Origin of the sequence: Paenibacillus sp. BSR1-1 (assembly GCF_030403775.1) — a bacterium.
Lineage (GTDB): Bacteria > Bacillota > Bacilli > Bacillales > Cytobacillaceae > Neobacillus.
This window is the reverse complement of record NZ_JAQMWQ010000001.1, coordinates 302,005-315,072: the sequence shown is the minus strand read 5'-3', so window position 1 is coordinate 315,072 and position 13,068 is coordinate 302,005. Positions and strand designations below refer to the sequence as shown.

The following is a 13,068-nucleotide window of genomic DNA, read 5'->3' as shown; positions in this document are numbered from 1 at the left end:
CGATAAGTATGCGTAAAGATGTTCTTGAATATTTAGAAAGTCAAAAGGATTTAAAACAGTTTGTTAGAGAGCAGCCGCTATGGTACCGAAAGCTGTCAAGAAATCCATATGACCTTCGGTCTCTTGAGGTGGCGTCATTACATTATTATAGAAAGACGATACCTGACCAGGTTGAAAAGTTTTCAAATAATGTACAAATGGCTTCCATGATGTATAGCATGTTTCAGGCAATGAAAAATCAAAACTAACAAAGGCCACATGCAAAAAGGTGTGGCTTTTTTTATTTTCTACTTAAAGACTAAAAAATGATAAGGAGGCGAAAAATACAGGAATAGAAGGAGTGATAGGCGTTGAAAAAATTTATTCCATTGGGTCTTTTAATGTTGTTGGGCATATTTATATTAGGGTTTAATAAACAAGAATTTCCTTCCCTTTATGTCAAGCACCATACAAAAGGAAATGAAGTTATGGTCGAATGTATCTTAACAGGGATTAGTTTTCGAGAATCAGAAGATAACAAGCACAAAGTAGGCAAAATGGTGGTTTGGGTCGATGGAAAAAGGAATTTAGAAATCGCCTCTGCAGCTTTTATCATAAAAAATCTTTCTCCTGGCAGCCATACATTAAAGCTTGAAGTCGTGAAACTAAATAATGAGCCATACGGTTTGGACAAGGAATTTGTGGTAAATATCCCTAAATAAACGGAAATTTTGTCTTTCTCCATGCTTTCATGTTAAAATGGCATTGGAGGTGAGCGCAAATTGCTTGCTACTTTAGAAAGAATTGAATTATTGGATCAAGCGGACCAGGTAGCCAAAATGGTATTAGAATCAGAAATTGTAGAACATTATCAGATTTGTTTATATAAAATGCAAACCAATAAGGAGACACAGCGGAAAATTAATCGCTTTGTAAACTTAAAGGAGCTTTATGAAGAGGTACAGCGATTTGGGAAATATCATCCTGACTATAAAAGGGTCATGTCCCAAATTCGTGAATATAAAAGGGATATGGACTTAGATCCGGTAGTGGCAGAATTCAAGTTAGCCGAGAATGATTTGCAAGCTCTTTTGGATCAAATTAGCTTGTTAATTGGAGGAGCAGTGTCTAAACATATTAAGGTGCCGACAGGCAATCCGTTTTTTGATAGCGGCCATGGCAGTGGCTGCGGCGGCGGAGGAAGCTGTGGATGCGGATAAAAAAATCAGCTTATTATTAGCTGATTTTTTTCCCTTTTACAAAGCTTTTAGAAAAGTTTAAATTGAAATATAATGTTTTAATATGCTAGACTTATGTAAAATGATGGTTTATCTGAAGGGGTAAAAAGTATGTTTGTTCAAAGACAAGGATTAGTGGTTTGGCTATACTCTTTAAAACAAGCTAAAATGCTAAGACGCTTCGGAAATGTACATTACGTTTCAAAAAAACTGAAATATGTTGTTTTATATTGTAATCTCGAAGATGTCGAAGGAATTATGGAAAAGTTGAATTCTTTTTCATTTGTAAAGCGTGTAGAACCTTCTTATAAGCCATTTTTAAAAATGGAATATGAGAATTCTGCGCCAGATAAAGCGAAAGAGTATGATTATAAAATGGGCATTTAAAAAGGTGGGGCATTCGTTTGCCTCACCTTTCTTATTTAGGCTCTTTTCGTAACGAAAAGAGCCTTTATTGAAGTGGAACAATATAATGATTCAATCTTAGGATTCCTATTAAATACTGATAGAATAAATCTTTTTCATGAAAAAGAGAGGAAGGTTTTACTGACAATTGATAAATTTCTTTACCAAGTGCCCTGGCGGTTTGGGCAAATAGATCATATCGTTTGTTTTCTGTATAATTTGGATTTGGTATCCCTTCCCGGCAGATATAAAGTGCTTGAAATTTTCCTGGGTCTGTAGGTTTTAAACCAACAACCAAAGAGGATACTTCCTTATCTTCAATTTTAGTGTGGAGTGCCATCATAAACTGCAGGCGATGCTGATTTGCTTTGGCTAGTTCAATGAGTTCATATAAATCAGAATATCCTTCTCCAAGTTCTATAAAGCGTTGGATCAAAAAAAACTCCCCTTTTAACTGTTAATTTCATCAATACTTTATCACTTCTTGTCTCTATTTTGAAGGTAAAAAAGAAAAAAACCCTGCAGAATTTACTCTACAGGGTCCTTCTACATCCTAATAATAGGATAGAAGGCAAAGGGAGAGGAGAAACCGGAGGAAGAACTTATGGGGAAACGTAAGTCTTCTCCGCGGTTGGCAACAACATCCTCGAATTGATGTTGTTAATATCATTATTTCCAACACCAAAAAGCTTATACGTATTTTTTTATAAAATTTCAATTCAGGCAAAAAATATGATAGGATGGAAAAAGATTATTTATCAAGATAAAAATGTGGTGATATATTAGTGAGAGTGGTGTCAGGCAGTTGCAAAGGCAGACCTTTAAAGGCGGTTCCAGGTAATTCAACCAGACCGACCACGGATAAGGTCAAAGAAGCAATTTTCAATATGATTGGTCCTTATTTCGACGGCGGTATGGGTTTGGATCTTTTTGCAGGAAGCGGCGGATTAGGCTTGGAAGCGCTTAGCAGGGGATTGGACAAGGTTATCTTCATTGACCGGGAGCAGAAAGCAATTCAAGTTATTCATGAAAATATTAAAGCATGTAAATTTGAAGATAAAGCTGAAGTCTTTCGTAATGATGCCGATAGAGCAATAAAAGCTCTTATCAAAAGAGAAATAAGCTTTGATTATATATTTTTAGACCCTCCCTATAAAAAACAGCAGCTCGTTAGTTTAATGGAAAAAATGGACGAGCAGGAATTAGTCAAAACGAATGGAATTATTATTTGTGAGCATAGTTTTGACGTAGAATTACCACATAATGTGGGAAGGTTTACACAAATTAAACAAGAAAAATATGGGATTATTGCAGTGACGATATATTCAAAAATCAATGAAGAGTGAAGGGGGATTCATTTTGGAAAGTATTGCTGTTTGTCCAGGAAGTTTTGATCCAATTACATATGGCCATTTAGATATTATTCGCAGAGGGGCCAAGGTTTTTGACAAAGTTTATGTAGTGGTATTAAATAACATAGCAAAACAACCGCTATTTACGGTTCAGGAGCGGATTGAGCTAATCCGTGAAGTTACAAAGGATATACCAAACGTACAAGTAGATGAATTTTCGGGATTACTCATAGACTATGCAAAAAGCGTAAATGCAAACGCCATTCTTCGCGGACTTCGGGCAGTTTCAGACTTTGAATATGAGATGCAAATAACCTCGATGAACCGGGTATTGAATGAAGATATTGAAACTTTTTTTGTTATGACGAACAACCAATATTCCTTCTTAAGCTCAAGTATTGTGAAAGAGGTTGCCAAATATAATGGCAAGATAACCGAGCTAGTTCCGCCAATCGTTGAAAAAGAATTGCACAAAAAATTTAATGCTTAAGGACATAAAAAGAGCTGGGCATGCCAGCTCTTTTTTATTAATTTTTCTTTAATCTAGAAAATAATAACAAAACATATAGTAGAAGGGAAAAGATAGTAATTAATGGTCCAATTTCTATTAACCGATGGTAAAAATGATTTGTCCATGTACCTTCACCAAAGAAACCTACTGGTAACGCGTTCGAGGGCTGCTCGTTATTTGTAATACGGATATAGATGGGTTTCCATAAAACAAGTGCAAACAGACTTGCGAATACTCCTTGAAGGATTCTAGCCAAAAAAAATGGTTTAAATCTGATATCGGTTTGAGCAAGAATACTGGCAACCTGTGCCTGTACACTAAAACCGCTAAAACCTAGAATAAAGCTAGTTATCATGGCCTTTTGCAATAATGTTGACTCATGAACAAGACTTGTAAGCTGACTTCCTAAAGTGATTTCAAATAATCCTGAGATAAACGGGATGCTTAGCATTTCTGGGAAAGACAAGGAGGAAAGAAGAAGCTCAACCGTTTTTGCCAGTGCCGCAGTAATATGTAAATGATAAAGCAGTTTATTGACCACGGAAAATAATATAATAAAGCCACCCACCATTAAAAGGGTTTGAATGGAAGAATTGACGGCATCACCAAGGAGTTTACCAATAGGCCGATTATCTTTTAACCTTGTTTGATGCAGGGCGGAAAGAGCTGATCTTATTTTAGAGTTATTCCGTTTCTTCACTTCCTCCTCCGGTGTTTCATTCCCGTAGAAACGCATGATAAGCCCGACGCAAATATTTCCTAAATAATGAGCGAGTGCAAGGAGAATTCCCAAGTGGGTATTATGAAAAAATCCGATTGAAACGGCTCCAAAGATAAATAATGGATTAGAGGAATTTGTGAAACTAACAAGTCTTTCTGCTTCAATTTGTGTTAACTGCCCTTCCTGGCGTAACCTTGCCGTAAATTTTGCCCCAGCAGGAAAACCTGAGGCCATACCCATTGCCCAGACAAAACCGCCAACACCTGGTACCCTAAAAAGCGGTCTCATCAGGGGCTCTAGCAGTACTCCAATAAATTTTACAACGCCAAAGCCAATCAACATTTCAGAGACAATAAAAAAAGGTAAAAGGGAAGGGAAGACAATTTCCCACCACATATTAAGCCCGCGAATGGAGGCGTCAAAGGATTCTTGTGGGAAAGAAATAAGTGAAGCTGCTAATATAGTAACTGAAACTGATAAAAAGACCGTTTTAAGTTTCGAACGAAACAATGGTATGGTCCTCCTTCCCTGAGTTTGTTTATGCTCATACTGTCCAATCCATGATTTGAATGATAAAATAAGAATACTTCTTGCTTAAAATGCCTTGTCCCATATAACTCAAATATACTCATAGAACGCTAATTTAGACCATAAGATTGAACGAGTTTCAATTTTATGGCTTTTGATATTATTCATTTTTTTATCTAGGAGGTACGGATATGGAGCACCCGAAAATAGGCTTGGCACTGGGTTCAGGTGGAGCACGTGGGTTTGCTCATTTAGGCGTCATCATGGCATTAACAGAAGCTGGCATTCCCATTCATTTGATTGCAGGAAGCAGTATGGGTGCTCTTGTCGCCAGTTTTTATGGGGCTGGAATTGACCTGGACCGTTTATTTAAATTATCAACCGCATTCAAGCGGAAATATTTTTTAGATTTTACTGTTCCGAAAATGGGATTAATTTCTGGAAAGAAAGTCAAGGAATTTATCAGGCTTTTTACTCATGGAAAAAATATAGAGGATTTATCAATACCGATTGGTATTGTAGCAACTGATTTATTAACTGGTGAAAAAGTTGTTTTCAAAGAGGGAGCTGTCGCTGAAGCCGTCAGAGCCAGCATTTCTATTCCGGGAATCTTCGTTCCTGAAAAATATAATGGAAGAATCTTTGTCGATGGCGGAGTTTCGGACCGTGTTCCGGTTTCTGTAGCTAAAGAAATGGGGGCAGATATCGTCATTGCTGTCGATGTTTCGAGAGTGAAGCGTAACGCTGAAATAACCTCGATTTATGATGTAATCATGCAAAGTATTGATATTATGCAGGCCGAAATTCTCAGCAGTCGAGAGATTGCTGCGACCATTATGATTCGCCCGCCTGTCGAAATTTATAGTTCCCGTGCATTTACTAACATCGAGGAGATTATTAAAATGGGAGAAGAAGAAACAAAAAAGCATATACAACAAATAAAAACTGAAATTGAACAATGGAAGGGGTGAATTTGGCTTGCGTAAAAGAATATATATTGGATCGTTCGTATTGCTAATTTTTATACTAATTGGAGGTATGTATTATTCATTACCTTATTATGTTTCAAAGCCTGGGATGGCTAAAGAACTAGCACCAATCATATCAGTTGAAAATGGTTATAAGGATGAAGGAAACTTCATGCTGACCACAGTCAGGATGGGGAGGGCTAATATTTACTCATATTTAGAGGCAAAAATTAGAAGATATGAAGAAATTTATCCTGTGGATTTGATTCTAAACAAAAAAGAAACAGAAGACGAATATAATGCAAGACAGCTTCATTTAATGGCTGGTTCGAAACTGAATGCCATTGAAGTGGCGTATCGTAAAGCTAAATTACCAGTACATTACAAATATAAAGGGATTTATGTCATGCAAGTCCTGCCTGGTATGCCTGCCGAAGGGAAATTGCAGGCTGGAGATCGGATATATAAGGTGGATGGGCACGAGTTCTCATCTTCAGAAAAATTTATTGATTATGTGGGGAAAAAAAGGGCTGGGGAAGAGATTACCGTAACCTTTCTAAGAAACAAAGAAGTGAAAACAGCAAAGGTGGATCTGCAGCCATTTAAAGAGGATCCGAAAAAAGTAGGCATAGGAATTTCTCTTGTGGATGATAAAGAAATTAAAGTAAATCCAAATGTAAAGGTAAGAACAGACGAAATTGGCGGTCCATCTGCAGGGTTGATGTTTTCATTGGAAATCTATAACCAGTTAACCAAAGAAGACTTAACCAAAGGGTACCAAATAGCTGGAACAGGGACCATTGATGTTGATGGAACTGTTGGCCCAATCGGTGGGATTGAACAAAAAATTGTTGCTGCTGACAAGGCAGGTGCTGAAATCTTTTTAGCCCCGAATGAAAAAGGAGCAAAGGATTCTAATTATAAAGCAGCAGTAAAAACAGCGCGAGATATTCATACAAAAATGAAAATAATTCCAATTGATTCATTTGATCAAGCCGTTGACTATTTAGAAAAGCTTCCAGAAAAGTAAAAAAGATGGTGAAAACCATCTTTTTTATATTACGCCATGATAAAGGCCTTGGTTGATAGTAAACTCTTTTGATTGGAGCACAAATCAACAGCCTATTTTATGTAGAATGGCGGCTTTTTAAATTCTTCTTGGAACAGTTCACTTTTGGAGAAATTAGGAATCACCATGGAGTAAATTCGAGCTGCTTTTATATCATGAATTATGTTTTTTTCTTTATGTGAAGACAGTTTTGAAACAACAGGAAGGCTGAATTGTTTTTTCATCCTATTTAAATATTCTTTTCCCTTTTCCGTCATGCCTAAGAGCCTTAAATATTGAGCTTTATCTGATAGTCCCGCGATATCTGTCTTTTTTGTATTGGTTAAAATATGGACGCAAAGCCTTTGGAGTCTTGTCCATGTATAACGCTTAGTTTTTATTTTTTGCATAAATTCATGGAAACTATTAGATTCTATCGCTGCTGAAATCAGTCGGTTTTCAAGCCCTTCCTCTACCTCGTAAATTTCTTTTAGCTGTTCAGGGGTAACTTGTATCAGCTGGAATTGCAGATAGCTCCAGTAATTCTCCCATTGATGAAACATATGATATTTTTGAAAATAGTCGAATAACAGCCGTTTTGTGGGTATGGGTACATATTGACTGATATCCGTCTTATGGTCATCTTCTGAAAATATCGCCTTTCTTATACTCGTGGCACTGGCAATTGTTTCAGAAGCAAAATGTTCGTCATGATAGTCGGCATTTTTTCGAGCCACAGTTAACGGCCTAATCGAACTCTTTTGATTATGAATCGCTTTTATATACTGAAATCCGAGAATATTATTTGGCTTTGCCAAATCTAAATACCTACCTGAATCTGTTAGATGCCCAAATGCCATTGCCATAGCTTTTGGATAACTAACACCAGTATTGATAAAACGTTTAATATTTTCATCAAGAATCTTTTGATTTTCTTCAAGGAAATCAACTGTTTGATGAAATAAAGAAATATCCCCGCTTTCACTTCCAAAGCATAGTGACTCACAGCCAGCTTCATCCAAAATAGAGACTGCGCCATTTGCAAAGGTTTCTGCCTTTTGGACGGCAAAACGGTAAGGAAGTTCAAAAACGAGATCAACCCCATTTAAGAGAGCCATTCGTGCCCGGTGCCATTTAGATACAAGAGCAGGTTCTCCTCTTTGTAAAAAATCCCCGCTCATAACGGCTATCACCACATCCGCCTCCGCTGCTTCCTTGGCAGCCTGTAAATGAAAGGCATGCCCATTATGGAAAGGATTATACTCGACAATTAAGCCAACAGCTTTCATAAAATCCACCTAAATTCTTGGCAGTGTTAAAAGTTATTATAATTTTGAAACTCTGTTGATTGGAGCGGAAGGCGTGAGACTCTTGCGGGAGGAGGCTCCCCGGACCGCCCGCGAACCGCTCGCGCCTGGAGCGCAAATCAACAGCCAAGTTTAACACAGCTAAATTCTTAATAACAAATTTATTATCATTATAGCAAAATTATAAGGAATCCAATCAATTATTATGATAAGATAGGAAAGACGTTTGTAAAAAGCTCTAATGGACACACTAGTATAGTAAATTCTTATTAGTAAAACTCACCTAGTAAGGTGTAAAGAAAAAACATTGACAAAAATATTATCGAAGGCTATAATTACCTTTGTTGCCTTGGGGTGATTCATTTGAAATGGACATTAAGTCAGTTACAAAAATATCGAAACAAGGATTTTCTGATTGATGATATCATTCGGGTTGATGAGATTAAAGAAACGGATCCAACCATCCGAGAAGTTTCTCCGATGCATATAACTGGTCGGGGTGATATTGATTCAACGAAAGTGGCATTCCATTTAAAAATAGATGGATACCTTATCCTTCCTTGTTCTCGTACTTTAGTGGATGTAAAACTTCCGATTAATGTCGAAACAACTGAAACGTTCCTCTTACAAGGTTCAGAATATGAAACTGAAGAGGAATCACATCAGGTAAAGGGTGATGTGATTGATTTAAAACCAATCATTCGCGAAATCCTGTTACTTGAGGTTCCAATGCAAGTTTTTTGCGATGATGTCGTAAGTGAAGATGCAGCTCCTCAGTCTGGCAAGGATTGGGAAGTTATTCACGAAGAGGACCGATCAAAAAAGATTGACCCGCGGCTAGCAGGACTTGCCAAGTTTTTTGACGAAAACAATTCTTCCGAATCATAATTCGGCAAAACAAGAAGCAAAGTGAAGAACCAGCATTCCTGGCCTTCATTACTTTCTTATAACTCTTTAAGGAGGTGGGAAGAATGGCTGTACCTTTTAGAAGAACTTCTAAAACTGCAAAAAGAAAGCGTCGTACTCATTTTAAATTAAACGTACCTGGTATGGTAGCTTGCCCAAACTGTGGTGAAATGAAACTTGCTCACCGCGTATGTAAAGCTTGCGGAACATACAAAGGAAAAGACGTAGTTAACGACTAATTTCAACTTCGATAAAAAGCACAAGGAGCGCTCATGCCCTTGTGCTTTTGTCATTTCAAGCGGAACCTCTAAAGAAGGGATGTTGTAGATTGTCATACATAATTGAAAAACAGGAAAAGGGTTATTTGTTATTTACCATTACAAGAAGCGAAAAAAGAAATGCCATAAATTATGAAGTAATGGATGGGTTGGCAGAAGCAATAAAAAAATCCATGCAGGGGGACATAAAGGCATTAGTTATCACTGGTGACGGGGAACGTGCTTTTTGTTCTGGCGGAGATTTATCGGTCTTTCATTCCCTTCATACGAAGGAAGAAGCCTATTCAATGCTTTCTAAAATGTCAAAAATTCTTTATTCGTTGTTATGTTTACCGATTCCGACAGTCGCTCTAATGAGCGGTGCTGCTGTAGGAGGCGGAATGGAGCTTGCATCAGCCTGCGATTTTCGCTTGGCACGTAGCGGGGTTAAAGCAGGGTTTGTTCAAGGAAAGCAGGCCATAACCACGGGTTGGGGAGGCGGCTCAATTCTTGCGGAAAAGCTTCCAGCTTCTTTTGCCATGAAATTATTAATGGAGGCAGAGCTCCAAACAGCAGAATTTCTTAACAATCGTGGTTTTATAGATGCACTTTTTGAAAATGATCCGCTAAAGGCTTGTGAAGAATTCCTAGATAAGCTATTATCCAACGAGGTGAATGTATTACAATCGTATAAAAAAGTATGGATTCGCAAGTGGGAAGAAACTAATCTTCGAGAAAGAATAGAGGAAGAAGTTAAAAATTGCGCCATACTTTGGGAAAGTGACGCCCATCTTGAATATGTACAAAAATTTTTAAGCAAAAAATAATAAATAAAGAATAAAACACCAGTCTTGTTAAGTCTATCTTTTCTAGTAGATGCATATGTATTATAAAAACACTAGGAGGGATATTCTGATGTCACCAACTCGACAAGATGCGTGGTCTCAGGACGAGGATTTGCTGCTCGCAGAAGTGGTGTTAAGACATATTCGCGAAGGCGGTACACAGCTGCAAGCGTTTGAAGAGGTAGGAAAACAGCTAACTAGGACCTCGGCAGCCTGTGGTTTCCGCTGGAATTCGTATGTTCGAAAGCAATATAAAACTGGTATTGAGTTAGCGAAGAAACAGAGAAAAGAATTGAAAAAACAAGCTGTCGAAAGTGAAGATACGTTGATTCAGGACCTAGGTCAAGTCGAAAGCGTATCATCAGCGCCTAGTAACGAACAAGAAAGTCCAATTACCTTGTCAGCAGTGATTCATTTCTTAGAGGAACTCAATAATAAAGTGGAGGAAACATTCTCTATAGAAGAGGATAGAAACAAATCTATTGAAAAAATCAAAGAGTTGGAAAAGAAAACTTATTATTTGGCTGCGGAAAATGAAAGACTGTCAAAAAATTTGAAGGCGATTGAAGAGGACTACCGTTCTTTAATTGAAATTATGGAAAGAGCCCGGAAAATGGTTGTATTACAGGATGAGGATCGGCAGCAAAAAGTTAAATTTCAAATGGACAAAAACGGAAATCTGGAGAGAATTGAAAAATAGAGAAAGCGGACTACAAGTCCGCTTTTATTAATGTTGTGCTTCTACGCCTTCCGGGTACCATACTAATGGATTTTCTCCACGGTCACGTTCCATATCGTATTCTACATTTTTGAAGTTCATTTTTTCCCAAAATCCGCTTGATTTTACTCTTGGATTCGTTTTAATTGGTAAACCAAAGCTTTTGGCAAACTCAACTAAAAGTTTTCCATAGCCTTTACTTTGATAATCAGGTAAGACCTCAAGTTTCCATAATTCTAAATAATTCTGCGGAGGATAGAAATAGCGGTCAAATTTAGCATCAATTTGATATAAGCTCATTCGGGCTACTAGTTTGTCTCCATAATATATACCGTAAAATGGTGATTCACTATCATTATCAACCATATTCGCTTCAAGATCTTCAAACATAGATAACTCTTGAATTCCATACTCTTTAAATTTTTTAAATTCTTCTAGCGTTTTAAAATTAACTTTTAGTCTTTCCACTTTTGCTGCCATTGTCGTACCTCCTAAAATGATACCTTCTATTTTCGTATACCTTCAATATAAGAATACAAAAAGGTAATAATTTTTGCATTATTCAAATGAGTTACTTTCATTATATAACAAAAATCAAAAAAATTCTTCTAAGAAACACAAGAAACCGTTTTCATAATTTGCAGGAAAATCAGAGAATGATGTAGAAATTTATAAACTGGAGGAAGAATAGGGGTATGAAAGGGGAAAAAATGTGCGAAAAATATTAATTGCTAATAGGGGAGAAATTGCACTTCGCATTATTAAAACCTGCCATGAGATGGGCATTGAAACGATAGCAATCTATTCCGATGCCGATAAGGAAATGCCTTTCGTAAAAGCAGCAACTAAAGCAGTATACGTTGGAGAACCACCTGTCAACAAATCTTATTTACAGGCTGATAAAATATTAGAAATCGCGAAAAGTGAAAAAGTAGATGCGATCCATCCTGGATATGGTTTTTTGTCTGAAAATGCTAAATTTGCAGAACAGGCAATTAAAGAAGGAATTATTTTTATTGGACCTAAGTCAAAGACAATTGAATTAATGGGGGATAAAATTGTATCCCGTAAAACGATGGAGAAGGCAGGTGTTCCTGTCGTCCCTGGAAGCAGTCTTGGTCTTAAGACGGTTGAGGAAGCATGTAAACTGGCTGATGAAATTGGCTACCCTATTATGCTTAAAGCGAGCGGGGGCGGCGGTGGAATAGGCATGGTGATGTGTGAAAATGAGCAAGCGCTCATTAGGTCCTATGATTCGACAAAATCAAGGGCTATGGCATATTTTGGTTCAGAAGATGTGTTTATCGAAAAATATATTGCAGAGAGCCGGCATGTTGAGATACAGGTGTTTGGCGACCAGACAGGCAACATTGTTCATCTTTTTGAAAGGGATTGTTCGATTCAAAGAAGACACCAAAAGGTTGTTGAGGAGTCACCATCGCCATTCCTTTCAGACGAGGTGCGTAATAAAATGTTTGAAACCGCAGTAAAAGCTGCTCGTGCTGTAGACTATGTAAATGCAGGTACGATTGAATTCATTGTTGATGAGAAGGAAAATTTCTACTTTCTTGAAATGAATACCCGTCTGCAGGTTGAGCATCCTGTTACCGAAATGATCACAGGACTTGATTTAGTTAAATGGCAAATTCTCGTCGCAAGAGGTGAGACTTTGCCGCTAATGCAAAATGAGATTAACTCGTCAGGAAATGCGATTGAATTCCGTTTGTATGCTGAAGACCCTGTACGCTTTTTACCTTCGCCAGGGAAAATCACAACGTTAAACTGGAATCAGACAGAAAGCGTAAGGATTGATTCCGGATATGAAGAAGGCGGGACGGTAACCCCATTTTACGATCCGATGATTGCGAAATGTATTTTCCATGGAGAAACCCGTCATGCAGCATTAGCTTCAGCAGAAAACTTTTTTAAAAACTTACAAATTGAAGGGATTAAAACAAATGCCCCTTTATTTTTAAATATCCTGGCAAATAAAGATTTTCAAAATGGGTCTTATACTACAGCTTTTTTAACCAAAAAATTAGTCAAATAAGGAGTGTTAGAGTATGAAAGAAATCACTGCATCAATGGCAGGTACAGTATTAAATGTTTTTGTCTCTGCAGGAGATCAAGTTAATGCCGGCCAGGAGGTATTAATGCTTGAATCGATGAAAATGGAAATCCCAATTGAGAGCGAATCTGCTGGCACTATACAGGAATTAAAGGTAAATATCGGTGACTTTGTAAATGAAGGCGACGTTCTAATCGTCCTAGAATAGGGTTCTAAG

The 13,068-nt window shown here is 37.5% G+C and carries 18 protein-coding genes; 14 read left to right on the top strand and 4 right to left on the bottom strand.

Going from position 1 to position 13,068, the window contains the following annotated elements:
• The first annotated feature begins 8 nt into the window (after positions 1–8).
• The 4 genes from PH210_RS01515 to PH210_RS01500 all read left to right on the top strand — a co-directional run bounded on the left by PH210_RS01515 (position 9) and on the right by PH210_RS01500 (position 1,604).
• On the top strand, positions 9–248 hold the full coding sequence (locus PH210_RS01515) for a YlbE-like family protein (protein ID WP_289982399.1): 240 nt from the start codon (positions 9–11) through the stop codon (positions 246–248).
• Positions 249–350: 102 nt separating this feature from the next.
• On the top strand, positions 351–701 hold the full coding sequence (locus tag PH210_RS01510; RefSeq protein WP_289982397.1) for a hypothetical protein: 351 nt from the start codon (positions 351–353) through the stop codon (positions 699–701).
• Positions 702–761: 60 nt separating this feature from the next.
• Positions 762–1,199: a YlbF/YmcA family competence regulator gene (locus tag PH210_RS01505; protein ID WP_289982396.1), complete on the top strand. Its 438-nt coding sequence runs from the start codon at positions 762–764 to the stop codon at positions 1,197–1,199.
• Between the two features lie 129 nt (positions 1,200–1,328).
• Positions 1,329–1,604 carry a YlbG family protein gene (locus PH210_RS01500; RefSeq protein WP_223595970.1) on the top strand — a complete coding sequence of 92 codons (276 nt, stop codon included), beginning with the start codon at positions 1,329–1,331 and terminating at the stop codon, positions 1,602–1,604.
• 64 nt (positions 1,605–1,668) lie between these two features.
• Here PH210_RS01500 and PH210_RS01495 read toward each other — a convergent pair whose 3' ends face one another.
• Positions 1,669–2,058: a DUF7147 family protein gene (locus PH210_RS01495; protein WP_289982391.1), complete on the bottom strand. Its 390-nt coding sequence runs from the start codon at positions 2,056–2,058 to the stop codon at positions 1,669–1,671.
• A 349-nt stretch (positions 2,059–2,407) separates the two neighbouring features.
• Between PH210_RS01495 and rsmD the strand changes: the two genes are divergently transcribed.
• Both rsmD and coaD read left to right on the top strand, forming a co-directional pair.
• On the top strand, positions 2,408–2,968 hold the full coding sequence (gene rsmD / locus PH210_RS01490) for a 16S rRNA (guanine(966)-N(2))-methyltransferase RsmD (RefSeq protein WP_289982389.1): 561 nt from the start codon (positions 2,408–2,410) through the stop codon (positions 2,966–2,968).
• Positions 2,969–2,981: 13 nt separating this feature from the next.
• Positions 2,982–3,464, top strand: a complete 483-nt coding sequence (coaD, locus tag PH210_RS01485; RefSeq protein ID WP_289982387.1) for a pantetheine-phosphate adenylyltransferase — start codon at positions 2,982–2,984, stop codon at positions 3,462–3,464.
• Positions 3,465–3,501: 37 nt separating this feature from the next.
• On the opposite strand, the gene spoVV is transcribed toward coaD, so the two are convergent.
• Positions 3,502–4,716 (bottom strand): dipicolinic acid transporter SpoVV, encoded by a 1,215-nt coding sequence (spoVV, locus tag PH210_RS01480; RefSeq protein ID WP_289982386.1) that lies wholly within the window; start codon positions 4,714–4,716, stop codon positions 3,502–3,504.
• 209 nt (positions 4,717–4,925) lie between these two features.
• Between spoVV and PH210_RS01475 the strand changes: the two genes are divergently transcribed.
• A complete protein-coding gene (locus tag PH210_RS01475; RefSeq protein ID WP_223595975.1) occupies positions 4,926–5,705 on the top strand; it encodes a patatin-like phospholipase family protein in 780 nt (259 codons plus the stop codon).
• 7 nt (positions 5,706–5,712) lie between these two features.
• Positions 5,713–6,732 carry a SepM family pheromone-processing serine protease gene (locus PH210_RS01470; RefSeq protein ID WP_289982385.1) on the top strand — a complete coding sequence of 340 codons (1,020 nt, stop codon included), beginning with the start codon at positions 5,713–5,715 and terminating at the stop codon, positions 6,730–6,732.
• Positions 6,733–6,824: 92 nt separating this feature from the next.
• Here the strand turns inward: PH210_RS01470 and PH210_RS01465 are convergent, their stop codons facing one another.
• Positions 6,825–8,039 (bottom strand): nucleotidyltransferase, encoded by a 1,215-nt coding sequence (locus PH210_RS01465; RefSeq protein ID WP_289982383.1) that lies wholly within the window; start codon positions 8,037–8,039, stop codon positions 6,825–6,827.
• 381 nt (positions 8,040–8,420) lie between these two features.
• On the opposite strand from PH210_RS01465, the gene PH210_RS01460 reads away from it, so the two are divergent.
• The 4 genes from PH210_RS01460 to PH210_RS01445 all read left to right on the top strand — a co-directional run bounded on the left by PH210_RS01460 (position 8,421) and on the right by PH210_RS01445 (position 10,765).
• Complete coding sequence (locus PH210_RS01460) at positions 8,421–8,945, top strand: YceD family protein (RefSeq protein WP_289982381.1); 525 nt, start codon at positions 8,421–8,423, stop codon at positions 8,943–8,945.
• A gap of 83 nt (positions 8,946–9,028) precedes the next feature.
• Positions 9,029–9,202, top strand: a complete 174-nt coding sequence (rpmF, locus tag PH210_RS01455; RefSeq protein WP_066318102.1) for a 50S ribosomal protein L32 — start codon at positions 9,029–9,031, stop codon at positions 9,200–9,202.
• Between the two features lie 89 nt (positions 9,203–9,291).
• Complete coding sequence (locus tag PH210_RS01450; protein WP_289982374.1) at positions 9,292–10,047, top strand: enoyl-CoA hydratase/isomerase family protein; 756 nt, start codon at positions 9,292–9,294, stop codon at positions 10,045–10,047.
• Positions 10,048–10,135: 88 nt separating this feature from the next.
• Complete coding sequence (locus PH210_RS01445; protein ID WP_289982373.1) at positions 10,136–10,765, top strand: RsfA family transcriptional regulator; 630 nt, start codon at positions 10,136–10,138, stop codon at positions 10,763–10,765.
• A 27-nt stretch (positions 10,766–10,792) separates the two neighbouring features.
• Here PH210_RS01445 and PH210_RS01440 read toward each other — a convergent pair whose 3' ends face one another.
• Positions 10,793–11,263, bottom strand: a complete 471-nt coding sequence (locus PH210_RS01440; RefSeq protein WP_289982371.1) for an N-acetyltransferase — start codon at positions 11,261–11,263, stop codon at positions 10,793–10,795.
• A gap of 232 nt (positions 11,264–11,495) precedes the next feature.
• On the opposite strand from PH210_RS01440, the gene PH210_RS01435 reads away from it, so the two are divergent.
• Both PH210_RS01435 and PH210_RS01430 read left to right on the top strand, forming a co-directional pair.
• On the top strand, positions 11,496–12,833 hold the full coding sequence (locus PH210_RS01435; protein ID WP_289982370.1) for an acetyl-CoA carboxylase biotin carboxylase subunit: 1,338 nt from the start codon (positions 11,496–11,498) through the stop codon (positions 12,831–12,833).
• A gap of 13 nt (positions 12,834–12,846) precedes the next feature.
• On the top strand, positions 12,847–13,059 hold the full coding sequence (locus PH210_RS01430; RefSeq protein ID WP_289982369.1) for an acetyl-CoA carboxylase biotin carboxyl carrier protein subunit: 213 nt from the start codon (positions 12,847–12,849) through the stop codon (positions 13,057–13,059).
• The last annotated feature ends 9 nt before the right edge of the window (positions 13,060–13,068 follow it).